Source organism: Arthrobacter sp. E44 (genome assembly GCF_041877125.1).
Classification (GTDB): Bacteria; Actinomycetota; Actinomycetes; order Actinomycetales; family Micrococcaceae; genus Arthrobacter.
In genome coordinates this window covers 64,075-89,131 of sequence record NZ_JBHDJA010000003.1, presented here as the reverse complement: position 1 = coordinate 89,131, position 25,057 = coordinate 64,075, and the positions used below count along the sequence as shown (strand labels likewise).

27 protein-coding genes are annotated in these 25,057 nt (G+C 66.5%); 14 read left to right on the top strand and 13 right to left on the bottom strand.

Annotated elements, in window-relative coordinates:
- Window positions 1–108: 108 nt before the first annotated feature.
- The 9 genes from ACETK3_RS04210 to ACETK3_RS04170 all read left to right on the top strand — a co-directional run bounded on the left by ACETK3_RS04210 (window position 109) and on the right by ACETK3_RS04170 (window position 7,376).
- Window positions 109–972: a CoA ester lyase gene (locus tag ACETK3_RS04210; protein WP_141942759.1), complete on the top strand. Its 864-nt coding sequence runs from the start codon at window positions 109–111 to the stop codon at window positions 970–972.
- Window positions 973–999: 27 nt separating this feature from the next.
- Window positions 1,000–1,974, top strand: coding sequence for a DUF2797 domain-containing protein (locus ACETK3_RS04205; RefSeq protein ID WP_237428667.1), 975 nt, complete (start codon window positions 1,000–1,002; stop codon window positions 1,972–1,974).
- A gap of 40 nt (window positions 1,975–2,014) precedes the next feature.
- Window positions 2,015–2,239 (top strand): DUF3188 domain-containing protein, encoded by a 225-nt coding sequence (locus ACETK3_RS04200; RefSeq protein ID WP_236799153.1) that lies wholly within the window; start codon window positions 2,015–2,017, stop codon window positions 2,237–2,239.
- A 64-nt stretch (window positions 2,240–2,303) separates the two neighbouring features.
- A complete protein-coding gene (locus tag ACETK3_RS04195; RefSeq protein ID WP_236799152.1) occupies window positions 2,304–2,765 on the top strand; it encodes a MaoC family dehydratase N-terminal domain-containing protein in 462 nt (153 codons plus the stop codon).
- A gap of 2 nt (window positions 2,766–2,767) precedes the next feature.
- The gene (locus ACETK3_RS04190) at window positions 2,768–3,205 is read left to right on the top strand and encodes a MaoC family dehydratase (protein WP_236820196.1); all 438 of its coding nucleotides are present in this window, start codon (window positions 2,768–2,770) and stop codon (window positions 3,203–3,205) included.
- Between the two features lie 10 nt (window positions 3,206–3,215).
- Window positions 3,216–4,490 carry an MFS transporter gene (locus ACETK3_RS04185; protein WP_236820195.1) on the top strand — a complete coding sequence of 425 codons (1,275 nt, stop codon included), beginning with the start codon at window positions 3,216–3,218 and terminating at the stop codon, window positions 4,488–4,490.
- A 59-nt stretch (window positions 4,491–4,549) separates the two neighbouring features.
- Window positions 4,550–5,617 (top strand): UDP-N-acetylmuramate dehydrogenase, encoded by a 1,068-nt coding sequence (locus ACETK3_RS04180; RefSeq protein ID WP_237428666.1) that lies wholly within the window; start codon window positions 4,550–4,552, stop codon window positions 5,615–5,617.
- Between the two features lie 46 nt (window positions 5,618–5,663).
- Window positions 5,664–6,767 (top strand): winged helix DNA-binding domain-containing protein, encoded by a 1,104-nt coding sequence (locus tag ACETK3_RS04175; protein WP_237428665.1) that lies wholly within the window; start codon window positions 5,664–5,666, stop codon window positions 6,765–6,767.
- Between the two features lie 234 nt (window positions 6,768–7,001).
- Window positions 7,002–7,376, top strand: coding sequence for a hypothetical protein (locus ACETK3_RS04170; protein ID WP_373992569.1), 375 nt, complete (start codon window positions 7,002–7,004; stop codon window positions 7,374–7,376).
- 60 nt (window positions 7,377–7,436) lie between these two features.
- Here ACETK3_RS04170 and asd read toward each other — a convergent pair whose 3' ends face one another.
- The 12 genes from asd to ACETK3_RS04110 form a co-directional block, all read right to left on the bottom strand.
- Window positions 7,437–8,567 (bottom strand): aspartate-semialdehyde dehydrogenase, encoded by a 1,131-nt coding sequence (asd, locus tag ACETK3_RS04165; RefSeq protein ID WP_236799146.1) that lies wholly within the window; start codon window positions 8,565–8,567, stop codon window positions 7,437–7,439.
- A gap of 170 nt (window positions 8,568–8,737) precedes the next feature.
- Window positions 8,738–9,154, bottom strand: coding sequence for a COX15/CtaA family protein (locus ACETK3_RS04160; protein ID WP_236820191.1), 417 nt, complete (start codon window positions 9,152–9,154; stop codon window positions 8,738–8,740).
- 2 nt (window positions 9,155–9,156) lie between these two features.
- Entirely contained in the window at window positions 9,157–9,795 is a 639-nt protein-coding gene (locus ACETK3_RS04155) for a hypothetical protein (protein ID WP_237428663.1), read from the bottom strand.
- A gap of 23 nt (window positions 9,796–9,818) precedes the next feature.
- Complete coding sequence (locus ACETK3_RS04150; RefSeq protein WP_237428662.1) at window positions 9,819–10,808, bottom strand: hypothetical protein; 990 nt, start codon at window positions 10,806–10,808, stop codon at window positions 9,819–9,821.
- A gap of 113 nt (window positions 10,809–10,921) precedes the next feature.
- Window positions 10,922–11,140, bottom strand: a complete 219-nt coding sequence (locus ACETK3_RS04145) for an NF038396 family protein (RefSeq protein WP_018760496.1) — start codon at window positions 11,138–11,140, stop codon at window positions 10,922–10,924.
- A gap of 4 nt (window positions 11,141–11,144) precedes the next feature.
- A complete protein-coding gene (locus tag ACETK3_RS04140; RefSeq protein ID WP_236799142.1) occupies window positions 11,145–11,729 on the bottom strand; it encodes a dihydrofolate reductase in 585 nt (194 codons plus the stop codon).
- Window positions 11,726–12,529: a thymidylate synthase gene (locus ACETK3_RS04135; RefSeq protein ID WP_306968880.1), complete on the bottom strand. Its 804-nt coding sequence runs from the start codon at window positions 12,527–12,529 to the stop codon at window positions 11,726–11,728. Before ACETK3_RS04135 ends, ACETK3_RS04140 begins: the two co-directional genes overlap by 4 nt.
- A complete protein-coding gene (locus ACETK3_RS04130; protein WP_306968878.1) occupies window positions 12,507–14,150 on the bottom strand; it encodes a hypothetical protein in 1,644 nt (547 codons plus the stop codon). The genes ACETK3_RS04135 and ACETK3_RS04130 overlap by 23 nt, the downstream gene beginning before the upstream one ends.
- 74 nt (window positions 14,151–14,224) lie before the next feature.
- Entirely contained in the window at window positions 14,225–15,193 is a 969-nt protein-coding gene (locus ACETK3_RS04125) for an NUDIX hydrolase (protein ID WP_236820187.1), read from the bottom strand.
- Between the two features lie 8 nt (window positions 15,194–15,201).
- Window positions 15,202–17,451: an RNA degradosome polyphosphate kinase gene (locus ACETK3_RS04120; protein ID WP_236799138.1), complete on the bottom strand. Its 2,250-nt coding sequence runs from the start codon at window positions 17,449–17,451 to the stop codon at window positions 15,202–15,204.
- Window positions 17,452–17,581: 130 nt separating this feature from the next.
- Window positions 17,582–18,550: a mycothiol synthase gene (gene mshD / locus ACETK3_RS04115; protein ID WP_236799137.1), complete on the bottom strand. Its 969-nt coding sequence runs from the start codon at window positions 18,548–18,550 to the stop codon at window positions 17,582–17,584.
- 33 nt (window positions 18,551–18,583) lie between these two features.
- Window positions 18,584–19,282, bottom strand: coding sequence for a response regulator transcription factor (locus ACETK3_RS04110; protein WP_236799136.1), 699 nt, complete (start codon window positions 19,280–19,282; stop codon window positions 18,584–18,586).
- A 341-nt stretch (window positions 19,283–19,623) separates the two neighbouring features.
- Here ACETK3_RS04110 and ACETK3_RS04105 point away from each other — a divergent pair, with 341 nt between their 5' ends.
- The 5 genes from ACETK3_RS04105 to ACETK3_RS04085 all read left to right on the top strand — a co-directional run bounded on the left by ACETK3_RS04105 (window position 19,624) and on the right by ACETK3_RS04085 (window position 24,346).
- Window positions 19,624–20,391, top strand: a complete 768-nt coding sequence (locus tag ACETK3_RS04105) for a permease (protein WP_236820186.1) — start codon at window positions 19,624–19,626, stop codon at window positions 20,389–20,391.
- Window positions 20,392–20,564: 173 nt separating this feature from the next.
- Window positions 20,565–21,173 (top strand): FABP family protein, encoded by a 609-nt coding sequence (locus ACETK3_RS04100; protein ID WP_142133067.1) that lies wholly within the window; start codon window positions 20,565–20,567, stop codon window positions 21,171–21,173.
- Between the two features lie 64 nt (window positions 21,174–21,237).
- Complete coding sequence (locus tag ACETK3_RS04095; RefSeq protein WP_236799133.1) at window positions 21,238–22,320, top strand: folate-binding protein YgfZ; 1,083 nt, start codon at window positions 21,238–21,240, stop codon at window positions 22,318–22,320.
- Window positions 22,320–22,745, top strand: a complete 426-nt coding sequence (locus tag ACETK3_RS04090; RefSeq protein WP_236799132.1) for an ankyrin repeat domain-containing protein — start codon at window positions 22,320–22,322, stop codon at window positions 22,743–22,745. Before ACETK3_RS04095 ends, ACETK3_RS04090 begins: the two co-directional genes overlap by 1 nt.
- Before the next feature lie 50 nt (window positions 22,746–22,795).
- Window positions 22,796–24,346 (top strand): DHA2 family efflux MFS transporter permease subunit, encoded by a 1,551-nt coding sequence (locus ACETK3_RS04085; protein ID WP_236799131.1) that lies wholly within the window; start codon window positions 22,796–22,798, stop codon window positions 24,344–24,346.
- On the opposite strand, the gene ACETK3_RS04080 is transcribed toward ACETK3_RS04085, so the two are convergent.
- The gene (locus ACETK3_RS04080; protein ID WP_373992568.1) at window positions 24,308–25,024 is read right to left on the bottom strand and encodes a GNAT family N-acetyltransferase; all 717 of its coding nucleotides are present in this window, start codon (window positions 25,022–25,024) and stop codon (window positions 24,308–24,310) included. The two genes, ACETK3_RS04085 and ACETK3_RS04080, sit on opposite strands and share 39 nt — an antisense overlap.
- Window positions 25,025–25,057 lie beyond the last annotated feature (33 nt).

Here is a 25,057-nt window from a genome sequence, read left to right as displayed (position 1 = left end):
AGTTGCTTTCCCCTCCCGCCCAGTCATATCCCGTTTAGTTCGTATTGAACCTCACAAGCGGGCCGTTTTCTTCGCCGTGCCGCTTCCGGGCCGGATACTGTAGAAAGCATGACGTCTACCATCGCCGCCGAAACCGTTAGGCCGGAACGCAATATCCCCGCCGAGATCGCCCGCTCCTGGCTGCTGGTCAATGCCATGAAGCCGGAACTCTTCGACCAGTCGGCCGTTTCCCGCGCGGACTCGATCATCCTGGATATTGAAGACGCCGTGGACCCCTCGCAGAAGGACCAGGCCCGGAACAACGTCATCGACTGGCTTACCGCCGGCGGCAAGGCCTGGGTCCGGATCAACGACGCCACCAGCCCGTTCTGGGCTGATGACCTCGCCGGACTGCGCGGCACCCCAGGGCTGCTGGGCGTCATGCTCGCCAAGACCGAATCCGCGGACCAGGTGACCGAGAGCTACCACCGCATGGACGGCAAGACGCCCGTCATCCCGCTCGTGGAATCCGCCCTCGGCATCGAGGAAGCCAACCACATCGCCAAGGCCCAGGGCGCGTTCCGACTTGCCTTCGGCTCCGGCGACTTCCGCCGGGACACCGGCATGGCCGCCACCCCGGAAGCCATGGCCTACCCCCGCGCCAAGCTCGTGGTCGCCAGCCGCGTCGGCAACCTGCCGGGCCCCATCGACGGCCCTACCGTCGGCACCAACCACCCCATCCTGCGCGAGCAGACCGGCATCACCGTGATGATGGGCATGACCGGCAAGCTCTGCCTGGCGATCGACCAGACCCCGGTCATCAACGAGGTCATCAGCCCCACGCCGTCCGACGTCGCCTGGGCCACCGACTTCATGAACGACTTCGAGGCCAACGGCCGCGTCATCCGTGATGGCTCCGACCTGCCCCGCCTGGGCCGCGCCGAGAAGATCATGAAGCTCGCGGTAGCCTTTGGGGTGCAGCCCGCGCTGTAACACCCCCACATACATCAGGAGACCCCGTTGACCGATACACGCTATCTGGTCCACGGGGTCTTTTGGGAGGGCCCGCCGGCTGTCCAGCCCGCGGAACCCGATAAGACAGCGGACGACGGCGGCGGCCCGGTTCTGCGCCTCCAGTCACCGGAGGGGGAGTTCCGGGAGATCGCCCTGCGCCGGGGACACCGGCTCGGCTTCCAGGTGGCGGAGCCCGGCAGGTTCTGCCTGGGCCATGTGCAGATGCGACAGGCCGGCTCGCGCAGCCACGTTCTCTGTGCCTCCGCTGCTCCGGCCATCCGGGGAAAGCAGTGCGAGCGGTGCTTCATACTGGACGAGTCGCGGCTGATGCACGACTTCCACCGCGGCGGCCGCGTCACTCCCGGCCTGCGGGACTACCTGATGCAGGAACACTGGCTCTACGTGGCAACCTTTGGCGGCGGCGCCACCAAGGTGGGGACGGCGTCCGGCCCGCGGAAGTGGAACCGGCTCGCGGAGCAGGGGGCCGCGGTTGCGCGCTATGTGGCCCGGGCGCAGGACGGCCGGGTGGTGCGGATCCTTGAGGACCTGGTGACGGCCGACGTCGGGCTGACGCAGCAGGTGCGGTCCGCGGCCAAAGCCGAAGCACTGCTGCAGCCGCTCCCAGCCACGGCGTTGGACGCCGTCAATGCCCGTGCCGTCGGTGACGTTCGAGCACTCCTGGCGCGCACCGCCGTCGACGGTTTCGAACCTGTCGATGAGCAGTGGAGCAGGCCCGCGCATGCTGATGCCCTGTATGGGGATGCCATCTTTGGAAACAAGCTCCGCCATGCATACCCGCACGCCCTGGAGGCGGGGCAGCACGGGTTCGGCATTGCTGCCTTGAGCGGCGCGAACGCCTTGGCCCGGTTGGACGGCTCGGACGCGGATTTTGTGGTTAACCTGACCCAACTGGCCGCCCGCACGATTGTCCTGGGTGACTTTGTTTCGGAGGTGCCCGCAGTGCAGGAAGCCCTGTTCTGACTCAGCCCGGGCCTCCGGACACGGCCGGTAGACTTGGACGGTGCTGAACGAATTTTGGGCCACTGCGCCGACCCGCTACAAAGTCCTGGTTTTCAGCGCGATGGGCCTGATCGCCGTCGGTATCATTCTCAACCTCATCGGCAACACTGGTGGCAACCAGGGACTTGCCATGGCGTCCCTGCCGCTGATCGGGCTGGGCCTGGTCCTGCATGTCGTCGGCCTCGTGGTCCGCGGCCAGGCCATCCGCCGGAACCTCCGCCGGTAGCGGGCGCCAAAAACCGCGGCGGGCCTTTTCTAACGGCCAAGACGCGGACGATAGGCTGGAATCCATGACTATCAATCCGGATCTGCAGGGCCGAAGCTACCCTGCCGCAGAGGTGTACGACGTTGGCCGCGAGAAAATCCGCGAGTTCGCCCGCGCCGTGAAGGCCACCCACCCTGCACATTTCGACATCGACGCAGCCAAGGCGCTGGGCCACAGCGACCTGGTGGCGCCCCCCACCTTCGCCATCATCATCGCCCAGCGCGCCGACGCCCAGCTCATCCAGGATCCGGAAGCGGGTATCGACTTCTCCCGCGTGGTCCACGCAGACCAGCGCTTCACCCACCACCGGCCCATCATTGCCGGCGACCGCCTGGTGGCGGAACTCCACGTGGACGGCGTCCGGGCCATGGGCGGCGGTGCCATGATCACCACCCGCTCGGAGATCTTCGCCCTGGGTTCCGGCGACTCCCGGGAACCCGTCACCACCACCACGTCATCCATCCTGGTCCGCGGAGAGGGACAGTAGCCATGAGCCTCAGCATCCACGAACTCAGCCCCGGCCAGGAGATCGGCAGCCGTACCATCGAGGTGACCCGTACAGACCTGGTGAAGTACGCCGGCGCTTCCGGTGACTTCAACCCCATCCACTGGAACGAAGCCTTCGCCACCAGCGTGGAACTGCCGGGCGTGATCGCCCACGGCATGTTCACCATGGGCTCAGCCGTCCAGCTGGTGACTGACTGGGCAGGCGACCCCGCCGCCGTCGTCGATTTCCAGACCCGCTTCACCAAGCCCGTCCTGGTCACGGACACCACCGGGACCGACCAGCCCGGAGCCAGCATCGAGGTCAGCGGCATCATCGGGAAGCTCGACGCTGAAGCCAACACGGCGCGTATCGACCTCACAGTGGTCTCCGCCGGGCAGAAAGTCCTGATGAAGGCCCAGGCCCTCGTCAAGCTGTCCTAAGCTGCACCTTTTGACCACTCCTGCAGGAACCACCGCCACCGCCGCGCAAGTCACCGCCTGGCGCAACGCCGTCGTCATTGCCTACGGGGCCAGCGGCCTGGCCTTTGCCTCCTGGGTCTCCCGGTTGCCGGCCATCCGGGACGCGCTGGACCTCAGCCCTGGCAACGTGGGCATCATCCTGCTGTGCATGACGCTGGGCTCGTTCGCTTCCGTGTCCATGTCGGGGCTGATCGTGCTGCGGCTGGGCTCCAAGCGGACCATCCGCACCGGCAGCATTGTGGTGGGTGCCGGGCTGCTGACCACCGGTTTTGGCACAACTGTGCTGGCAAACCCGGTGGCCACAGCCGTCGGCCTGGCCATCATCGGCCTGGGTACCGGGAGCTGGAACACTGCCTCCAATGTGGAGGGCGCGGCGGTGGAACGGGCCGTGGGGAGGCACATCATGCCCCGGCTCCATGGGGCGTTCAGCCTGGGAACGGTAGCCGGGGCGGGGCTGGGTGCGCTGGCTGCGGCCGTGTCCCTGCCCGTGTTCTGGCACTTGGCAGCGGCAGGGGCGGTGGTGGCTGTTTCGGTGGCGACGGCTGCGTCCTGGTTCCGTGCCGATACTACGCCGGTGCCGGGCGAGCGCAGCTACTCCCCGGACAATTTCGAGGACCCCACTACAGGACCCATCCCCGTGATTCCTGCCGCGGGCACGGCGGAGGCACCGCTGGACAACAAGCGCAGGATCGCCCAGGCCTGGCGGGAGCGGCGGACCCTGCTGCTCGGGGTCCTGGTGCTGGGCCTTGCACTGGCTGAAGGCGCCGCGGGGGACTGGGTGGCCCTGGGGCTGGCGGACGGCCACGGGCAGAGCGATGCCGCCGGTGCTGCCGGTTATGGCCTCTTTGTCACGTTCATGACCATCGGGCGCTTTGCCGGGACGGTGCTGCTCGATAAGTTCGGCAGGGTCCCGGTGATGCGGTGGTGCGCCGCGATGGCCGTGGTGGGCCTTGGCATCTTCGTCTTCGCCCCGGCGCCGTGGCTCGCCTACGTTGGGCTGGCGGCCTGGGGCCTGGGCGCCTCCCTGGGCTTTCCAGTGGGCATGTCCGCTGCGGCCGACGATCCCGCCAAAGCCGCCGCCCGGGTATCGGTGGTATCCACCATCGGGTACGGGGCGTTCCTGTGCGGGCCGCCGCTGCTTGGCCTGCTGGCCGAACACGTGGGCATCCTGCATTCACTCCTGGCCGTGATGGTAATGCTCGCTGTGAGCTTCGTGCTGTCGCCGGTGGCCCGGAAGGCTGCATAAGTACTCAGTTCTACTCTTCCGGAAGCGCGCAATCGAGTATCTTCAAGTACTGTGGATCGGTGACTCCCACCCTGCTTTCGTCCCTGACCACGTCCGCCGTCGGCGGCCCCGCCGGTACGTTCATCGAGGCGCGGACTGAGGCGGAGATCATCGACGCCGTCCGTTCCGCGGATGCGGCCGGTGAGCAGGTGCTGATCATCAGCGGCGGGTCCAACCTCCTGGTGTCTGACGAAGGGTTCCCCGGGACCGTCATCAAAATCGCCTCGGAGGGGTTCACGGTCAACGCCGAGGACTCCTGTGGGGGCGTTGCCGTGGTGGTGCAGGCAGGCCATAACTGGGACAAGCTGGTGGAGCACGCCGTCCGCCATGCCTGGTCCGGCATCGAGGCCCTCTCCGGCATTCCCGGCTCAACCGGCGCCACTCCCGTCCAGAACGTGGGCGCCTACGGTGCGGAAGTTTCGCAGACCATTGCCGCTGTCCGCACTTGGGACCGGCAGCGGAATGCCGTGCAGACCTTCACGAACTCGGAACTGAAGTTCGGCTACCGGGACTCCATCCTTAAGCAGACCACTGTCAACGGCTCGCCCCGGTACGTGGTGCTCACCGTTGAATTCCAGCTGCCGCTGGGGCGGATGAGCGCCCCCATCCGGTACGCCGAATTGGCGCGCGCCCTCGGTGTGGAGGTGGGCAAACGCGCGTACGCCAACGATGTCCGCCGTGAGGTGCTCCGGCTGCGCGGCTCCAAGGGCATGGTGTGGGACGCCGCGGACAGGGACACCTACTCCACCGGCTCGTTCTTCACCAACCCCATCGTTTCCGCCGACGTGGCAGACAGGCTGCCGGAAGCGGCGCCACGCTACCCGGCCGGCCAGGACGGGCTGGTGAAACTCTCGGCAGCGTGGCTGATCGACCAGGCAGGGTTCGGCAAGGGCTTTGGCCTGGAGCCGGAAGGCGTGGCCGGCGGACGTGCCTCGCTCTCCACTAAGCACACCCTGGCCATCACCAACCGCGGCTCCGCCAGCGCCGCCGACATGGTGGCCGTCGCGCGGGAGGTGCGCGCCGGCGTCGAACACCGCTTCGGCATCTCGCTGCACCCGGAGCCGCTGCTGATCGGCCTGGAGCTCTAAGCGTTCCCCGCTGTCCGCCTGCCGCAGGCGGGCCTAGGATGGGCGCATGGCTGCACAGGGTGCGCTCCGCGACCGCAGGATGATGGGGCGGCTGAGGCTTGCATCCCAGCGCCTTGCCGGGGATGCTGCCACCTCCGCTGCGGAGGCGGTCCGGTGGATGACCGCCATGCAGGCGCAGGACCTGCCGGCAGCCCTGTGGGCCGTAGGTGCCAGGGTGCCCGCGGTGGGCAGCGCCGACGTCAGGGCTGCCATCAACAACGGCGAAGTGGTCCGGTCCTGGCCCATGCGCGGAACGCTTCATCTGGTGGCTCCCGAGGACCTGCGCTGGATGCTGGAGCTCACGGCCGAACGGCTCACCAGGAGCATCGCGGCGCGGCACCGGCAGCTGGACATTGCGTGGTCCGACATCGAGAAGGCACGCGACCTGGCGCTGGACCGCATCCTGGGTGGCAGCCCCATCAGCCGTTCTGAGCTGTTCAAGGTGTTCGACGCCGGAGGCCAGCCGACGCACGGCCAGCGGGGAATCCACCTCCTCGGTTCGCTGTGCCGCCACGGGTGGCTGGTTCTGGGGCCGCTTGCCGGAAACCAGCAGCTGGTCGCGGCCTTCGATCAGTGGATTCCGGCGTCCCGCAGCCTGGAGCGGGAGGAGGCCCTCGCTGAGTTCCTGCTGCGCTACTTCCGCAGCCACGGCCCGGCCACGCTTCGCGACTTCGCCTGGTGGACGCAGTTGCCGCTGACCGAGGTACGTGCCGCCTTTGAGATCGTCCGCCAAAAGCTGGCGGAACTGGAGGTTGAGGGCACCAGCTACTGGCTCTCACCCGACGTGGCCGCCCTCCTGGACACCGGCCTTCCGGGCGCGCGGTCCGTGCACCTGCTGCCCGGTTTCGACGAATTTGTCCTCGGCTACACGGACCGGACGCACGTCTTGGACCCCGGGCATTCCGACCTGATCGTGCCGGGCGGGAACGGGGTCTTCAAGAAGACAGTGGTCGCCGCGGGGAAGGTGATTGGCACCTGGGGACTGCAGGGCACGGGGCCGGGTGCCGTCGTCGTACCCGAATTCTTCGACGGAGCCCAGCCGCTGGGTCCTGCCGCCCAGGGCGCCCTCGCCAAAGCCGCGCAGCGCTACACAACATTCCTGGCCACCTGACCGGCCCCTGCCCGCATAACCGGCTCTTGCACGCATGACCGGCCTCGGGCAGCAACGGAACTTCTCACCATCAGCCTCGACCGGATGGTCCTGGACTGCGCTCGAATCCGCCCCCTGGAGGAAGCCGCGGTGATCAGCGACCACGCGCTTCGAAAGGGTGCCGGCAGAAAGCCCAGGCGCCGGCTGCTCGGCGAAAGCCAGACCAAACGTGGCAGCAGGAGGGCCTTGGGTCTTTTGGACGTGCTGGACGGGCGGTCGGAATCGGCGGGGGAGACGTGGACGCGGTTGCTGCTCCATGCGTTCGGCCTGCACAACTTCACCCTGCAGGTAGAGATCCCCACACGTGAGGGTCTTTTCCGGGCTGATTTTGCCGATCCCGAGGCCCGGGTGATCATCGAGTTCGACGGCGCCGCCAAGTACAACGATTACCGTCCCGCCGAAGAGGTCCTGATTGCGGAGCGCCGCCGGGAGAACGCATTGCAGGAGTTGGGATGGGCGTTCTTCCGAATCAACTGGAAGCACCTGGACCGGCCGGGGGAGCTGCGCCAAAGGCTGTTCACGTTTCTGGCGCGGCACCCCGGAACGCAAAAGCGGCCCTTGCCCGCATGACCGTCGCTGGGCCGCAACGGTCATGCGGGCAAGGGCCGCTCTGACAGCAATCTGTAGGCGTTACAGGTTACCGGTGGCGATGTTGAGCATGCGGCGCAGCGGCTCGGCGGCGCCCCAGAGGAGCTGGTCGCCAACGGTGAACGCGCTGATGTACTGCGGCCCCATCTCCATCTTGCGGATGCGCCCCACGGGAATGTCCAGGGTGCCGGAGGCAGCCACGGGGGTCAGCTCGGCCATCGAGGCTTCCTTGGTGTTGGGAACCACCTTGGCCCACTGGTTGTCCTCGTCCAGGAGCTTTTCGATCTCGGCGACGGACAGGTCCTCGCGGAGCTTCAGGGTCAGGGCCTGGGAGTGGGAGCGCATGGCGCCGATCCGGACGCAGAGGCCGTCCATGATCACCCGGTTTTCCTCGGAGGTGCCCAGGATCTTGTTGGTCTCAACACCGGCCTTCCACTCTTCCTTTGACTGCCCGTTGCCCAGGTCGGCGTCGATCCAGGGGATCAGGGAGCCGGCCAGGGGGACGCCGAACTGGGTGGCGTCGATGTCAGAGCGCTGGTGGGCAAGGACCTTGCGGTCAATGTCCAGGATGGCCGATGCGGGGTCGTCCAGTTCCGTGCTGACCTCGGCGTTGAGCGTGCCGAACTGGCTGAGCAGCTCACGCATGTGCCGCGCGCCGCCGCCTGAGGCTGCCTGGTAGGTCATGGAGGTTCCCCACTCCACCAGGCCGTTCTTGAACAGGCCGCCGAGGCCCATGAGCATGCAGGACACGGTGCAGTTGCCGCCGATGAAGTCCTTGGTGCCGTTGACCAGGCCCTTGTCGATGACGTCGCGGTTGATGGGGTCCAGCACGATGATCGAGTCGTCGTTCATGCGCAGGGTGGAGGCGGCGTCGATCCAGAGGCCGTCCCAGCCGCGGCTGCGCAGCTCGCCGTGGACCTGCTTGGTGTAGTCGCCGCCCTGGGCGGTGACGATAATGGGCAGCTTGGCCAGGGTGTCGAGGTCGAACGCGTTCTCGAGCTTGCCGGCGCCGTCAGCGAAGGACGGCGCGGCACCTCCCGCGTTGGAGGTGGAGAAGAACACCGGGTTGATGTTGGCGAAGTCGCCCTCGTCCTGCATGCGCTGCATCAGGACGGAACCGACCATGCCGCGCCATCCGACCAGGCCGACGGAAGGGGTAGCTGCTGTAGTCATTGGTCCAGTTTAGACTTCGTATCCGGCACGGCGCAGTCGGTTACGTCACGCCGTGGGCGGCTTGGAAACGTACGACGGCGGCAGACACCTGAGGCATTCATTCGAGCGGTCGCGGGAGGTTCCTGCCCTTGGGCAGCTTTTCCGCTTTGCATTCGGAGCTTGCCTGCTGGTCACTCGCTGACATGTCCTGCTCCTGGTTCCGGTGCGTGCCGTTCCTTACGCAGCTTCTTGGCCCGGTACTCGTCCCTCGCCAAGCCGAAGGTGTACCAAGCGCCGAATCCCCCTAAAGCGATGGCGAACAACGCGCCCCACTCGGGCCCTGCGGTGTGCCCGAACGAAGCAAGGAACAGAACTGAAGAGCCAAGGAACATGAGCCCCAGAAAGGCAGACACTATTCCCATGCCCCACCAGGTCCGGACCTGTGCCTGGCCTCGGCCCGGGGAAAAGCCGATCTCGTCCCCGGGATAGCTGTGCAGCTCGCCCGTATTGGTCCTGCGCAGAACGCGTTTCTCACCCCGTGCAAGCGCTGCCTTGTGCTCGGCATACACTTCGTCGTTGCGGCGTTCACGGTCGCGGTCGAAGTTCACAGTCAGTCCTTACGGATGGTGCGGATCTGTTCAAGAAGGGAAGCTTCATCCACGCCCATGGTTTCAATAATGTTCTTTTGCTGCGAGTCGGCCGTACCGGTGGTCCATGCCCCATCGCCGCCCTTCTTCACGTAAAGGGTCTGTCCGGTGGGATCCTCGCGGCGGCGGAGAGTGGCGCCGCCCTCTGGGTTGTTGTCCAGGTGCTGCTTGATAACCATGAGGTTGGCCTCGGCGGCGGTAACATCCGGTCGTTGAGCCATTGCCCACCACGTGAAGTAGGCGCGGGGCTGGAACAGCAGATGGATGTCATCGCTTTCCATGAAGACGACGCTGTCGCCCCCTTCGGCCGTCAGCAGCGAGATCTCAATGCGGCGGGTGGCGGAGGAGAGAAGGGCAGCCACGGCGGCAGTGGGTCCTGATACGGAGAGGAGCCCGTCATTTTCGGCCTTGGCCAGGCCACGGGCCACCAGTGAGGACGCGCCTGCGCTCACCATGTCCGTGTTGTTCAGATAGCCGTCAACCCTCAGTGCTTCAGCGCTGAGCACGGCAGCGTCCCCGCCCTTCAGACGTGCGAGGGTAACCATCTCGGCAAAGCCATATCCGATGGCGTCGGGGATGGCTTCCGCAGTTGTCTCAGTCATCGTCAATACCTCTCGTTGTGGGCTCAGAATCCAAAGAAGTCCCCGACTTTTTCGGCCGCATCCCCGGCGCCTTTCCAGGCTTCCTTGGCACCATCAGCGATGGACGCGCCGACGGCATTGACTGTTTCCTTGACTACCGGAACATTGTCGTAGATGGCCAATGCGCCGGACGCTACCATTGCAGCGGTCCCAACGGGGGGCGGGATGAAGCCGGCTGCGCCCAACCCTGCCTTGACCACCGAATACCAGGCTTGGCCGTTGTCGTCAGGATTGCCATTGCTGAAGTTGTTGAGAGCGTCAAGGGCATCAAGGCCAACTCCGATGCCGCCCAAGGCTTTACCTCCGAACTCGAAAAACTTGGCCGCCTTGCCGCCCTCGGCGAGGTTCAGGGCGGTGTCCCACCTGCCGTCGAACAACTCAGAAGAGGTGTTGAAATACTGGCTCAGCATGTTCGAGTCCTGGAAGGCCTTTGCAACGCTCCGGAAGTCTCCAGAGAAGAGGAACTCGCCGAGGTTGTCTGCCTTGCTGATGAAATGGGGAAGATCGAACAGTCCTGCCCGGAGATTCGGCAACGCTTTGGTGAGGTTGTAGATGTCCCAGCCGCTGCGGAACGGGGAGTCCGGATCGGTCAGCCAGTCCGGTCCCCAAGGATCGTTACTGCCTTGCCCCGGAATTACCGGGCGGGGACCGTTGTTGCCGGCGGTCGAACCGGTGCCAGGTTCTCCACCGGAGCCCGAGCCGTTGGTGCTGGCCTTCTCCTGCTCATCGGCGTTCTTGAGCAGCACCTTTGATTCCTGCTGCAGCCGCGAGACGGTCTGTTGCAGAAGCGTCCGGTGGTTGGTGTTCCAGTCAGACCGGAATCGCTGGGCGTCTGCGCCCTTCCAGGCCGGGTTGTTGTTGATCTGGCTGCTCAGCTGCGTCGATTGCTGCTGCAGCAGGTCCGCCGTCTTGCTGAACTGCTGCGCGAGGGTGCGCAGTTGCTCGACGTCCGCGCCCCACAAAGTTCCTGCCACCAGGATTCCCCCCAATATTCATTCAACAGCCCCCAGAGTGCTGCGTGCCCCAGCCTAGGGCAGGAGCAGGCCGGCCGCGATGGGGTGGCCTCCCCATGCCGCCGCCGTAAGCGCTAGCTTTGGTCCGACTGCTCCAGCACCGCTGCTTTCCGCGCGCGGAGCGCAAAGAACGCACCGAAGGTGAAGACCTGCGTGACCACCACCAGCACGATGGCTCCGGCGATCTTGTTGCCGCCCAGGATCATCGTCAGCCCCACGATTGCGGAGAGCAGCGCTAGGAGGGGCAGCAGCATGTAGCCCAGGACGAACAAGGTTTCCGGTTTCTTCAGCATGTTCCTAGCCCTCTGTCCGTGACCATTTGGTGAATCGGTAGCGCGTGCCGTTGGCCCCCGTCAGCCACCCGTCGGGCGGGACGGAGGCGGTGGCCTCCCAACCGGGGCCAAGCTCGGGAGCGAACGTGTCGCCGTCGGCCTTCACATCGATGGTGGTGACCACCGCGACGTTGGCCAGCTCGGTGGACTGGCGGAAAACCTCGCCGCCGCCCAGGATCCACACCGTTTCGCCGCCGTCGACAAACTGCGACTCAAGGAGCGCATCATCAAGGGAGGGAACCACGACGGCGCCCTCCGCCTCAGGTGTGTCGGCCCAGCTCTTCTGCCGGGTGATCACGATGTTGGTGCGGCCGGGCAGGGGACGGTACTTGTCCGGGAAGGACAGCCATGTCTTGCGGCCCATGATGACGGGATGCCCGGTGGTGAGCCGGGTGAAGTGCTTAAGGTCCTCGGGCAGGTGCCAGGGCATGTCCCCGTCCTTGCCGATCACGCCGTCGGAGGTCTGCGCCCAGACCAGCCCGACGCCGGTGATTGAGGCGGCCAGTTCCTCCGTGAAGGACTGCGGATCCGTGAAGTTTTCGGTGCTCATACCGCTATCGGTGCCTTGATCGTGGGGTGGTGCTTGTAGCCAATCACGTCGAAGTCCTCCAGGGTGTAGTCGAAGATCGACGCCGGCTTCCGGTTGATCTTCAGCTGCGGGTACTCGTATGGCTCGCGTTCCAGCTGCTTGAGGACCTGGTCCATATGGTTCTCGTAGATGTGGACGTCCCCGCCAGTCCAAATGAATTCGCCCGGCTCCAGCCCCACCTGCTGCGCCACCATGCACGTGAGCAGCGCGTAGGAGGCGATGTTGAACGGAACACCCAGGAACATGTCAGCGGAGCGCTGGTAGAGCTGGCAGGACAGCTTTCCGTTGGCCATATAGAACTGGAAGAACGCGTGGCAGGGCGGCAGCGCCATGTCGTTGAGCTCGGAGACATTCCAGGCAGACACGATGTGCCGGCGGGAGTCGGGGTTCGACTTCAGGTTCTCGATGAGCTCAGCGATCTGGTCGATGTGGCCGCCGTCGGGGGTCGGCCAGCTGCGCCACTGCACGCCGTAGACCGGGCCAAGGTCGCCGTCTTCATCCGCCCATTCGTTCCAGATGGTGACCCCCTGGTCGGTCATCCACTTGATGTTGGTCTCGCCGCGCAGGAACCACAGGAGTTCCACGGCCACGGACTTGAAGTGGACCCGCTTGGTAGTGATCAAGGGAAAGCTCTTGGAGAGGTCAAAGCGGATCTGGCGCCCGAAAACACTGGTGGTTCCGGTGCCCGTACGGTCCGATTTATGCGTGCCGTTGGCCAGGACATCGCGCAGGAGGTCTTCATAAGGCGTTGGGATGCTCACGCCCCAAGTCTACTGGCTGGGGGTCATGGACTGGCGGTGCTGCTGCTCGCGCTCGCGTCGTGTGGCCGGCAACGGGAATCACCGCGACCACCACTGCGGCCGCCGCCAGCAGAGCCCCGACGGCGGGCGCCGCCTCCCACACGTTGCCCCAGTGGTCCGGGTCCAGAGTGGGGGATGTCCGGTGCAGCTTTGGTCCTGCGCTCATCAGCAGCACTCCTGCCTCCGCAGCGAGGAAAGCGGCGAGGGTACGGATGACGCGGTGCACGGTAATGGCGCGGAGTGCGGTATCGAGCCCCGGGACCGTCGCCGCGACGCTGCTCCGTCTTCGGGTAAATGCAAGGGGAACACCGGAAACGAGCACGAGTCCGGCGCTGGTCCAGGCAGTCACCGGCCACGTCTGTTCCACTTCCAACTCCACCTGCCGCCACGCGACAACGACGACGACCGCCACAAGAACGGCCGCCGCCACCACAAGGGTGCCGGCCATGGCGGGCGGGACGGTCTGGCGCGGCCAGTGGCAGGGCTGGTCCGCGGCCCCGTAATTCCGGTGGACCAGCAGCTCTCCGAGCGCAACAACCGCCAGGACGGCGGCGGCTGATGCGGCCACGAAGAGCGCGGGGCTCCCGGTAACCGCACCCGGGGCGAATATTGCTGCAGGAACAGGCGCAAATGCGGCCAGACCCATGACCGCGCCGATAGACACCACCAGCCTGGTGACCGGTTGCGGGCCGGCACCGCCATTCCAGCGGGCCGGTGACCTCCCGGGAAGCCTGGGTGGGGCCCAGAGAAGCATCAGCAGCAGGACGGCCAGGTTCAAGGCACCGGCCGGGTTAAGCCAGCTGGCCGGCCCGGTGGTCGGATCGGGGCGGGCTGCGTGGTTGCCTGCGATGGCCGCCAGCCCTGAGGCTACGGTTGCAACCGTGCGGAGAAAGCGGTTCGTGGTAATGGTCCTCAACAGGCCATCAGCATCTGTGCTCAGCTCAGGAAGCGGTGGGCGGTGGGCCACCAGCACCAGCACCAGCAGCGATCCAAGTACCAGGACGAGCAAAGCACCGCCAAGGTATGCCGCGAGTTCGACGCCGGGAATCCGGCCTTCGCCGCCCCTGGGGACAAAACTGCCAGTGCCGTCGGGCCACGACTCGTACGGGAGCGGGGACAAGCCGGGCAGAGTGGATGTCCATATGATTTGCGCGGCAGAAAGCAGGAAGACCACAGCGACGGTCCAGGACAGGCGGCGGGGCAGGAACTCCCGGATGCGACGGGTATCTCGCGGCCCAGCGGGCATCGGCCGGGATCCGAAGTAGCTCAGTTGGCCCAGGACGTGTGCAGCCAGGCAGCCGAAAACAGGCCAGGCGAGGGCCGGCAGAATCTCAACAGGTCGGTTTGCGGTTCCAGGTACGGGGAGTATCCCTGCGTTGGTCGCTGGGAGCAGCGAACTCCCCATCCAGCCGATGATCCCAACCCACAATGCGTGCCGGGCAGCTGCCGCTGCAACGTCTCTCCTGCCGCCTGTCCGCAGTATCGACCGCAACAGGAGATAAACGGCGGCTGCCAGCAGCAGGGACCACAGGATGACTGCAGGCGGAACGTCATGGGCAACAGCGATCGTGGCAGCCAGCACTTTTCCCCCAAAAGCGTGCGTCGTCCCCTAAGTCAAAGCTGCCGGATCCACTGGGTCAAGCCGGAAGGCAAAACCTAGTCATCGAAGGGTTTGAACTGCTCCACCGCCACGACCCGTTTCCTGCCGCCCACGGCCACGTGGCAGACCACCACTTCCCCGGGTGACAGGTATGGCTCGCGCGCCGGCAGCAGCTTCGCAAGGTGTGATGGCATGTGCTCCGCCAGCTGCTTCAGCACCGTCGGCAGGGCGGGCCGGTGCGTGCAGACAACCACAGGCTTCTGCTTGTCGAACAGGGACTCGATGACGGCGGCCGTCTTCTTGGGGCTGCGCTGGTGCTTGTGCTCGGTGAGGCCTTCAGCGAGCTTCACCTTGGCCCCCGTGGCCCGCGCGTACGGAGCAACGGTAGCCACGCAGCGCAGCCACGGGCTGGTGACGATGCGCATCGGCTTCCACGCCTGCAGGAGCCGGCCGACAGCCTGCGCCTGCCGGGTGCCGGTGGCTGCCAGCGGTCGTTCGCCCTCGGCCTTGCTCCAGGAGGAGCGCGGCTTGGCCTTGGCATGGCGCAACACCAGCAGCGGCCAAGTGTCCAGCGCACCCCGTTCGTGCGCGTCCCGCAGGTATTCAAGGGGTACGACGTCGGACGGATTGGACAGCAGGCGGGCGGCCTTTTCAGGGGCGCACCACATGACGCTGTCCACCTCCTTGCCGTCCGGCACCAAGGTGGTGCCGTTGACCTTGACCGCCCAGTAGTGGACCACCTTCAGGCCCGACGTCACGTGGTAGTGGATGGGCGGCAGCGGTATGCCCAGCGGCGCTCGCAGGCCGATCTCCTCCCATACCTCACGGACAGCGCACTCGGGGACCGTCTCGCCGGCGTCGATCTTTCCCTTGGGCCAGGACCAATCGTCGTAACGGGGCCGGTGGATCAGCAGGACTTCAAGGCTGTCCTTGTTGATCCGCCACGGGATGGCACCCGCAGCGGTGACCGCTACGGGTTCCCCTGGGTGGTCAGTCTGGTCAGCTACGAGTGCATCGCTCGACACGCGGCTGCCTATCGCCGGCTCAGGCTGCGTTGCCGCGGCCGGGATGCCAGCAGCCAGGACTGGACGTCTTCAAGCGGCTTGCCGTCCTCGGACAGGTGGTGCCGGGTCCAGTGGCCCGCGTTGTCCAGGTGCCAGCTGGAGGTTTCCGGCGCCATGTAGCGGCGCATGAGGTCAAGGACGTAGGTAATGTCGTCCGCGCTGGCCAGCTGGACCAGGGCCTCCACCCGGCGGTCCAGGTTCCGGTGCATCATGTCCGCGGAACCGATGTACACCACGGGATCGCCGCCGTTGGCGAAAGCGAACACCCGCGAGTGCTCCAGGAACCGGCCAAGGATGGAACGGACGGTGATGTTGTCGCTCAGGCCTGGAACGCCGGGACGCAGCGAGCAGATGCCACGGACCACCACGTCCACCTTGACCCCCGCCTGGGACGCGCGGTAGAGCGAGTCGATAATTGCCTCGTCCACCATGGAGTTGACCTTGATCTGGACATGCCCCGGCACTCCCGCCCGGGCGTTGCGGATCTCGGTCTCGATCCGGTCGATGAGTCCCGACCGGACGGAGCGGGGGGCTACCAGGAGCCGTTTGAAGGTGGACTTCGGTGCGTAGCCGGAGAGCTGGTTGAACAGCTTGGAGAGGTCCTCGCCCACCTGCTCGTTGGCGGTCAGCAGGCCCAGGTCCTCGTAGTAGCGCGCCGTGCGGGGGTGATAGTTGCCGGTGCCAATGTGGCAGTAGCGGCGCAGCCCGTCCACTTCCTGCCGGACCACCAGCGAAAGCTTGCAGTGCGTCTTCAGGCCAACGATGCCGTAGACAACGTGCACGCCGGCCTGCTCCAACTTACGTGCCCAGGAGATGTTGGCCTGCTCATCGAAGCGCGCCTTGATCTCCACCAGGGCCAGGACCTGCTTGCCGGCCTCGGCAGCGTCGATCAGGGCATCAACGATGGGGGAGTCGCCGGACGTGCGGTACAGGGTCTGCTTGATGGCCTGGACCTTCGGGTCCGCCGCAGCCTGTTCCAGGAACGCCTGGACTGAAGTGGAAAACGAGTCATACGGGTGGTGCAGCAGGATGTCCCGGCGCCGCATGGCGGCGAACACGTTCGCAGCCTTGGAGGTCTCGGACTCGTTCAGGTACCTGGAGGTGTGCGGAACATGCTTGGGGTAGTGCAGGTCGGCCCGGTCGATGCCGGCAATGACTGAGAGGCCCCGGAGGTCCAGCGGAGCCGGCACCGAGTACACCTCGGATTCCTCCACACCCAGCTCGCGGATGAGGAGCGCACGGATGTTGGGGTTGATGTCGTTGGTGACTTCAAGCCTGACGGGCGGGCCGAACCGGCGGCGCAGGAGTTCCTTCTCAAGGGCCTGCAAGAGGTTCTCGGCGTCGTCCTCCTCCACCTCCACGTCCTCGTTGCGGGTGACGCGGAACGTGTGGTGCTCCAGGACCTCCATGCCCGGGAACAGTTTGTCCAGGTGGACGGCGATGACTTCCTCAAGCGCGATGAACCGGGCAACCCGGCCCGGCACCGCGCCGGCACGGGGACCGTCGATGGAGATCAGCCGCGGCAACTGGTCCGGGACCTTGACGCGGGCGAAAAGTTCCTTGTCGCTGACGGGGTTCCTCACCACCACGGCGAGGTTCAGCGACAGACCGGAAATGTACGGGAAGGGATGCGCCGGGTCAACGGCGAGCGGAGTCAGGATGGGGAAGACTTTTTCCGCGAACATGACGCTGAGCTGCTGCTGGGCTGTGTCGTCCAGTTCATCCCACTGCATGAGGTGGATGTGCTCGTACGCCAGCGCCGGCCGGATCTGGTCAGCGTACACCTGGGCGTGCCGCGCCTGGAGCCGGTGGGCTTCCTCGCTGATGCTCTCCAGCACCTCGACGGGGCTCAGCCCGGCGGGTGAGGGGACCGCCAGGCCCGTGGCGATGCGGCGCTTGAGGCCGGCCACGCGGACCATGAAGAACTCGTCCAGGTTGGAGGCGAAGATGGACAGGAAGTTGACGCGCTCCAGAAGTTGCAGGGTGGGGTCCTCGGCCAGCTCCAGCACCCGGGAATTGAAGGCGAGCCAGCTCAGCTCGCGGTCCAGGAACCGGTCGGGGCGGATGTCGCCTTCCGGCTGCAGGTTCGGTGCGAACTCCGGGATGTCGATGCGGTCCTGGGTAGCCCTGGATGCCGGTACCTCGGAGGAGCCGAAGCGTGCCCTGACGGGCACCGCAACATCCTGGGACGTGGCTGTTCCGGAAGGTTCCGGGTTCATGGCTGCTCCTTTTGCTGGCGCTCTGGTGCCGGCGCTTCCGCCCCGCGCGGTTCCTTCTCAACCTTACAAGCATTCACCGAGGGCACGGCCCTTGTTTTACGCGCTGACGGCGTTCGCTGGGTCGCCCTGTTCAGCCCGCAGCCGGCCCATACATGACGTCCATGTCCCACCGGGTGAAACCCAGCCGCCGGTACAGGGCCACCGCTGCGCTGTTGTCGGCGTCGACGTAAAGCATGACGGCGCTCAACCCTGCGTCACGGAGGTGCTTGATGCCCGCAATCGTCAGGGCCTTGCCCAGGCCCATGCCCTGCGCCTGGGGCGTCACTCCCACCACATACACCTCGCCGATGGCGGGGTGCGCACCATGCCGCGGGTGGACCTTGGTCCAGTGGTAGCCCAGCAGCCGGCCGTCCCGGTCCTCGGCCAGGAAGAATCCGGCAGGATCAAACCAGTCTTCCGCCATGCGCGCCTCGAGGTCGGCCCTGGTCAGGTTGCCCTGTTCCGGGTGGTGGGCAAACGCCGCGCGGTTGGCAGCCAGCCAGGAATCCTCGTCCTTGCCCGGCACGAAGGTGCGGATGGCCACCCCGTCCGGGAGGCCGGCGTCGGGCAGGTCCGCGCCCGCTGTCGTCATCCGCATTTTCCACAGCTCGCGCATGGGCGCGTAGCCGTAGCGTGCGGCAAGGTCGGCAGCGGCCTCGTGGTTCCCGTGGGACCAGGCCTTCAGCCCGTCGAAGCCGCGGACTTCCTTGAGCGCTCCGACCAGCCGGTCCGCCACGCCCTGGTTCCGGTAGGAGGGATGGACCGCGATTTCCAGGACGCCGTTGCCGTCGGGCTCTTCAACAACCACGGCGAAGCCTGCCAGGTCCTGGGCGGTGGCGGGATCGGAGTCCTCGTCCGGCGCGTACAGCGCCAGTGTCAGCAGCGTGTGCTCCGCGGAGTCCCCGGCACGCATGGTCACCAGGGTCTGCTCGGAAATGGACGGGTTGCCGTCCGATTCCTCGGCGGCGGCCAGGAGGTCCCGGCAGTCTTTCAGGAGTTGCTGGTCAACTCCGCCACGGACGACATGGACGGGCCACTTCTGCGGATGCGCTGGAGTCATGAGCCAAGGCTATACGTCGACGGCGGACGGGGCTCAGGCTTCGGTGAGTTCGTCTTCCTGCTGCCGGACCAGGGTGAGGCGGTAGCCAACGTTCCTGACCGTGCTGATGAGGTTCTCGTGGTCCGCCCCAAGCTTGGCCCGCAGGCGCCGGACGTGGACGTCCACGGTGCGGGTGCCGCCGTAGTAGTCGTACCCCCAGACCTCGGTGAGCAGCTGCTGGCGGGTGAAGACACGCCCGGGGTGCTGAGCCAGGTACTTGAGGAGCTCGAACTCCTTGAAGGTCAGGTTCAGCGGCGCACCGTTTACCCGGGCCGTATAGCTGGCTTCGTCGATGATGACGCCGGCGGCGCGGATTTCGGTCGGCGCGTCTTCCTGCTCCGGGACGGCACGGGCGACGGAGAGCCGGATGCGGGCCTCCACCTCGGCGGGGCCGGCGGAATCAAGGACGATATCGTCAACAGCCCAGGCCGACGAGACTGCGGCCATGCCGCCTTCGGTCAGGATCAGCACCAGCGGGGCGCTGAGGCCGGTGGCTTTGAGGAGCTGGGTAAGGGAACGGGCGCCCACCAGGTCCTTGCGGGCGTCCAGCAGGACGACGTCGCAGGGGTCCGTTTCCAGCAGGGCCGTGGGTTCGGCGGGCAGGATATGGACCCGGTGGTTCAGCAACTCGAGGGCAGGCAGGATGTCCACCGAAGAACCGGTGCTGTTGGTCAGTAACAGGATGTGCGACATTGTTCCTCCAAGGGCCGTCCGCGCATCATTGGGCGACTGAACCGGATTCTCACCGGCCGGTACTGGCTGCCTGCAGGAGGTTTGTAGACCGTCAGCGCGCCGCCGGCCAGCCACCTCAGCAGGGAGCGTAGCTGAACCTTGAGTATACCCGGCAGGTCCCTCCCGGCCACAGATTGCGGCCGTGGAGAGGCTCGATTTGCGACATATGCGGTTCATATAAGGCAGGATTGAACCAGGGCTGACCGGCCCTGCCATGAGGGGGCGGACCAGCCTTCCGGCCGAACGCCAGGATGGGAAAGCAGCGCAGTGAGTGCACGGACGAACCTCAGGCCGGGCCGCACATGACGGCCGAATTGCAGGCGCCCGTGCGTTCGCTTGGATCCTGGAGCGTCGGAGTCGTCGGGATCGCCGGCCTCATCGCCATCATCGCCGGGGTCTACGCCTCACCGGAGGCGCTCGTCGCCGTCGGCATCGTAATCGCCGCGGCTGTGGGCATTGGGTGGCCACACTTCCTGCGCATCCCCGCCAAGAAGACCCTCGCCGCCGTCATCGCCCTGCCCGGTGCAGCCTCGGCAGTGGCCGCCGCCCTGGCCCCGGCCCCGGGGTACCTGGACTGGACGCCGACATTTGTGGCGCTGGGGATGATGGCTGTCTTCGTGGTGCAGCTGATCCGCGGCACCGGCCAGGCGCAGCGGCTGGAATCCACCCTCGGATGCTGCGCGGGCGTGCTGCTGTCCTGCCTCGGCGCCGGCTGGATTGCCGGCGCCCGCTTCAACGGGGTCCGCGAGATGCTCCTGGTGGCGGCCATCAGCGCGGCAGTGGCCCTGCTTGCGGGGCTCATCCGCTGGCCGGACAGCATCGTTGCCCCGCTGGGAGTGGTGCTTGCGGGACTGGCAGGGCCGCTCGCGGGACTGGTCCTGTCCGATATCGCAGTCCTGCCGGCCGCGATCTTCGGCGTGGTGGTGGGCGCGGTCCTGGCCAGCTTCCGCCGTCTTGCGACGCTTCGCGGCGCCCCACTGAACATCCCCGCCGCACTGGGCATGGGCCTTGCCCCGGTGTCGGCTGTGGGATCCCTCGCCTACTTCATAGACAAACTACTCATCTACTAACGGGTTAGGATGGCACCATGTCCGTACTTGCTTTTGAAATCTTCTTCCTTGTCCTGCTCGGCATCGCGAGCCTGTCCATGGCCTGGTTCGCCGGTTTCGTGGTCTACCGCCTCTTCAAGGGCCAGAAGTAGCCACCCCTTTTCCGGAGCCAGCCGCATCTGGAGGTAAGACCAATGCCCATTGAGATTCCTACAGACCTGACGCCTGAACTCGTCCCGCTTTCCTGGCTCATTGGTGAGTGGGAGGGCCGCGGCCGGCTCGGCAGCGGCGACGAGGATTCCGAACACTTCCTGCAGCACGTCTCCTTCACCCACAACGGCCTGCCGTACCTTCAGTACCGTGCGGAGAGCTGGCTGACCGACGACGAAGGGACGCGGCTGCGGCCGCTCACCGTCGAGACAGGGTTCTGGGCGCTGGAGCGCAAGCAGCTGGATGCCGACGGCGGTCCCGGCCTGGTGCCGGCAGACATCGTGCCGGTATTGAAGAGCGCCGACGAGGTGGAAGCGCTGCGCAACAAGGACGGAGGCTTCGACATCTCCGTGTCCATCTCGCATCCGGGCGGAATCTCGGAGCTGTACTACGGCCAGATCAAGGGCCCGCAGATCCAGCTCACCACCGACATGGTGATGCGCGGCAGCCACTCCAAGGACTACAGCGCCGCCACCCGGATCTTCGGGCTGGTGGACGGCAACCTGCTGTGGCGGTGGGACGTAGCCACCGGCGGAGAAGCCGGCAAGGGACTTGAGGCCCACGCCTCCGCGTTCCTGCACCGGGTCTCCTGAGCAGGGTTTCACCCCGATTCCGGAAATCCGGAATACCGCTGACCGCCAAGGACTTCTACTTCATATGACTACGCCCAGCCCTTTGTTGTCGCGCCCCGGCGCCGTAGAGGCCGCCGGCCCTGACGCCGGTGTCGCCGCCCACTACGGTGAGCCGCTGCGCGAGCAGCGCGCCCTCGCAGCCGGAACCGCCGTCGTCGACCTTTCCCACCGCGGCGTGGTCACCGTCACCGGGCCGGACCGGCTGAGCTGGCTCAACACCCTGTCCTCGCAGCAGGTGGCAGCCCTCAAGCCCGGCGAGTCCAGCGAGCTGCTGCTCCTGAGCGTCCAGGGCCGCATCGACTTCGATGCCCGGGTGGTTGACGACGGCGGGACCACCTGGCTGATCGTGGAGGCAGCGGAGGCCGCGCCCCTTGCTGAGTACCTCAACCGGATGAAGTTCATGCTGCGGGTGGAGATCGCCGACGTCTCCGCGGACTGGGCCGTGGTGGGGAGCACCCGGGCAGTTCCCGAATGGTCCGGCTACCTTGCCTGGCAGGATCCGTGGCCGCACGTGGGAGCCGGGGGTTACTCCTACGCCACCGTCTCGGAGGAGCACCATCCGGGCGTGGAGCGTCCCTGGTTCGAGTACCTCGTCCCCGCCGCCGAGCTGGAGGAAGCTGTCAGCGGACGCGCGCTGGCAGGCGTGCTCGCCGCGGAAGCCCTGCGCATCGCTGCCTGGCGTCCCCGGATCGGCGCCGAAACCGATGACAAGACCATCCCGCACGAACTGGACCTGCTGCGCACGGCCGTGCACCTGGCGAAGGGTTGCTACAAGGGGCAGGAAACCATCGCCCGCGTCCACAACCTGGGCCATCCGCCGCGCCGGCTGGTGTTCCTGCAGCTGGACGGCTCGCAGCACACCCTGCCCGCCGCCGGCAGCCCGGTCCTGGCGGGAGAGCGAAAAGTGGGAGCGGTGACCTCCGTGGCACAGCACTACGAGATGGGGCCCGTGGCCCTGGCGGTCATAAAGCGTTCCGTTGCCCCAGATGAAATACTGACCGTCCTGGACGGCGACGAGCCGTATCCGGCCGCCCAGGAACTCATTGTCGCCCCCGACGCCGGCCAGGTTGTGGGGCGCCAGACCGGATTCCTGAGGGGGCCACGCTGATGACCGAGAACACCACGCCCGTCCACATTGGGGCGGAAGCAGCGGAAGGACACGACGACGACGCGCTGGCTTTGGCGCATGCGCTCTTCCAGGCTGCGCGTGAAGGAAACAACGCACTGCTTGGTGCCTACCTGGACGCCGGCGCCCCCGCCACCATGACGAACGCTGCGGGGGACTCCCTGCTGATGCTGGCCGCATACCATGGCCACGCCGGCACCGTCGAGCTGCTCCTGCAGCACGGGGCCGACGCAAACACCGCCAATGACCGGGGACAGACGCCCCTCGCCGGAGCGGCATTCAAGGGCTACACGGACGTGGCCCGGGTCCTGCTGCGCGCCGGCGCGGATCCGGACGCCGGTGCGCCATCGGCGCGCGCCGCGGCGCAAATGTTTGCCCGCACGGAGATCCTGGACCTGCTGGGCTAGCCTTACCAAGTGCCCGCGCGGCACGGCCATAACTTCAAAAGGATGACCGAGTGGAAAACGTAGAAAAGCCCTGGCCGGCCCTGTGGTCCCTGGTGATCGGGTTCTTCATGATCCTGATCGACACCACCATCGTGTCCGTGGCCAACCCCCGGATCATGGAAGGCCTGCACGCCGACATTAACTCGGTGATCTGGGTGACCAGCGCCTACCTGCTGGCCTACGCCGTCCCGCTGCTGATCACCGGCCGCCTGGGTGACAGGTTCGGGCCCAAGAAGCTCTACCTCACCGGCCTGGTGGTCTTCACCCTCGCGTCGCTGTGGTGCGGCCTGTCCGGTGACGTCCGGATCCTGATTGCCGCCCGCGTCCTCCAGGGCCTTGGCGCGGCCATGATGACCCCGCAGACCATGGCCGTGATCACCCGCATCTTCCCGCCGGACCGCCGCGGTTCAGCCATGGCTGTCTGGGGTGCAACTGCCGGCATGGCCACCCTGGTGGGCCCCATCCTCGGCGGCGTCCTGGTGGACGGCCTTGGCTGGGAGTGGATCTTCTTCATCAACGTGCCCATCGGCGTCGTGGGCTTCATCCTGGCGCTGCGCAACGTTCCAGCCCTCAGCACGCACCCGCACCGGTTCGACATTCCCGGCGTGCTGCTCAGTGCCGTCGGCCTCTTCCTGCTGGTGTTCGGCATCCAGGAGGGGGAGACCTACAACTGGGGCACCATCGTTGGACCCATCAGCGTGTGGGGCCTGATCATAGCCGGCATCGTGGTGCTGGCCGCTTTCGTCCTCTGGCAGCGGTTCAACAAGGGCGAGCCGCTGCTGCCGCTGGGACTCTTCCGGGACCGGAACTTCTCGCTCGCCAACATCGGCATCACCACCGTGGGCTTCACCGTGACTGCCTTCAGCCTGCCGCTGATCTTCTACTACCAGCTGGTCCGGGGCCTCACCCCCACGCAGTCGGCCCTCATGATGGTGCCCATGGCGCTGATTTCCGGCGGCCTTGCACCCGTGGTGGGCAAGCTGGTGGACCGGGTCAACCCGAAATTCATTACGGCCACCGGCCTGGTGCTCATGGCAGTCGCGCTGCTCTGGAACTCCTCACTGATGCAGCCCGACACGCCCATCCTGATGTTCCTGCTCCCCAGCGCGGTGCTGGGCTTTGCCAACGCCGGCATCTGGGCCCCGCTGAGCACCACGGCCACCCGGAACCTGCCCCCGCGCCAGGCCGGTGCCGGGTCGGGTGTCTACAACACCACCCGCCAGATCGGCGCGGTCCTGGGCAGCGCCGCCATCGCTGTGCTGATCCAGTCCCGGCTTGCCGCCGAACTTCCGTCGGGTGGTCCCGGCGGGGCCGCGGGCGAAGGCCTTGCCATGGGCGGCCCGCTGCCCGAGTTACTCCACAGTGGATTCTCGACGGCGATGGGCCAGTCCATGCTGCTGCCCGCCGGGGTAATCCTGGTGGGGGCGGCGGTGGCACTGTTCTTCGCCAAGCCCCAGCCGGTCCAGGGCTGGAGCACCCAGGGCCAGCACGGCGGGGAGAGCCACGGCCAGGGCGGCCAAGCGTCAGCGAAGGTGGACGCTGGTCTGGATTCCGCCGGCTGAGAGTCCAAGTTTTCGGGCCAGTGCCAGGCACCCGGTGTTGCTGACGTCGGCGCGCCACTGCAGGGTCAGTCCGGCGGCGAGTGCCTCGTGGGCCGCTATGGATCCGGCGAGCGAGCCCAGGCCCTGCCGGCGCCACTCGGGATCCACCAGCACGCCCATATTGGCCAGCAGGCCTTCCCATTCCCCGTAGGCACCGCAGGCCAGGGGAACGCGCCTGCCGTCCAGCTGGTGCACGATGGTGAAGCGGTTCTCCAGGTCGGAAAGGCCCACTTCGTTGACGTCGTCCGGCGGGCAGCGCCCCTCCAGCTCGATCGCCTCCGGGTTGCCGTGCGAGACGGTCAGTTCCTCGGACGGTTGTTGCAGCGGCAAGTCGTCCGCGAAGAACAGAGCCGCCGACCCCAGCCCATGGCCGCCACGGTCCCTGGTCAGTTTCAGGAGCGTGACGTGGTGGGCCATCTCCTCATCAGGAATGTCCTCAGCGGCATCGATGACGCTCTGCGGGCTCACCAGCGCCGAACTCCCGAACAGCCGCACGAACTCCACCGTGCGGCATGATTCGTCGGCGCGGACAATCCGGTTCCCGGACGCGAGTGCATCGCCGAAAGCGTCGTCGTCAAGGCCCAGCCGGCGCGCCCACGCAAGCTGGATGATGGCCGCAGAGCCGGGATCGAGTGTCATGGTCCCAGCCTAGGGCGGACCGGAGGCTTAGCC